The organism is Oleiphilus sp. HI0125 (assembly GCF_001635355.1).
Window position 1 is genome coordinate 1 of the sequence record NZ_LWGF01000327.1, and the last position, 755, is coordinate 755.

General features: G+C 42.6%; 2 protein-coding genes. Both read right to left on the reverse strand.

Going from position 1 to position 755, the window contains the following annotated elements:
• Positions 1-34: 34 nt before the first annotated feature.
• A complete protein-coding gene (locus tag A3762_RS04425; RefSeq protein ID WP_068754248.1) occupies positions 35-340 on the reverse strand; it encodes an STAS domain-containing protein in 306 nt (101 codons plus the stop codon).
• A gap of 91 nt (positions 341-431) precedes the next feature.
• The coding region (locus tag A3762_RS04430) for a CheB methylesterase domain-containing protein (protein ID WP_197469022.1) at positions 432-755 on the reverse strand (324 nt) is incomplete at its 5' end.

A 755-nucleotide genomic window follows, 5' to 3' on the forward strand; every position in this document is an offset into this window, starting at 1 on the left:
CATGCCGACAAGTGTTTATCGGCGCATAGATATATTAAGTGATAGAAAACAGCTGCTCAAAATTGGAAATTTTAAGGATTTTTTTTACATCATCATTGCAATGATTTATTGCGATTTTCGCATCCGCACCACCAGCATGATCACGAAGTAGCAACAACATTCCTAAGGCCGAACTATCTAAATAAGAGGTTTCGCTGAGATCAATTTCGTAAGATGAAATTTGTGTTTCAGCGCTCTCATATGCCTCTCTAAAAGCTGCGTGATGACTGAAATCAAATCTGCCATCTATTGCGATTTTTAAGGTTTGGTCACTACCTTGGTAGCTCACATTCACCGACATACTGCCCTCGTTTTTTCAGTGTTGGTATTACCGCACATAGCGTAGTAAAGATTGCGAAACTCGCGTAATTAATTTGAGAACTAATGAGCAATTATGTACTTTTGCATGCATTAAGTAATTCCGGCCCAATCCGCTGTATGGGCAGCACTTCTACTGCAGCATTCAGTTTAACTGCTGCGCCGGGCATTCCCCACACCACGCTACTTGCCTCATCTTGTGCAATTGTATGCCCTTTTGCTTGTCGCATTCTTAACATGCCGGTGGCTCCATCAGCCCCCATTCCCGTCAACATTGCGCCAACACAGTACTTACCAAGTTCGGCCGTTGCTGAATCAAATAAGACTTCAACCGATGGAATATGTCCGTTTACTTTTTCACCATCTAAGAGCGCTGTAACGAGCTTTTTATCGCGTTT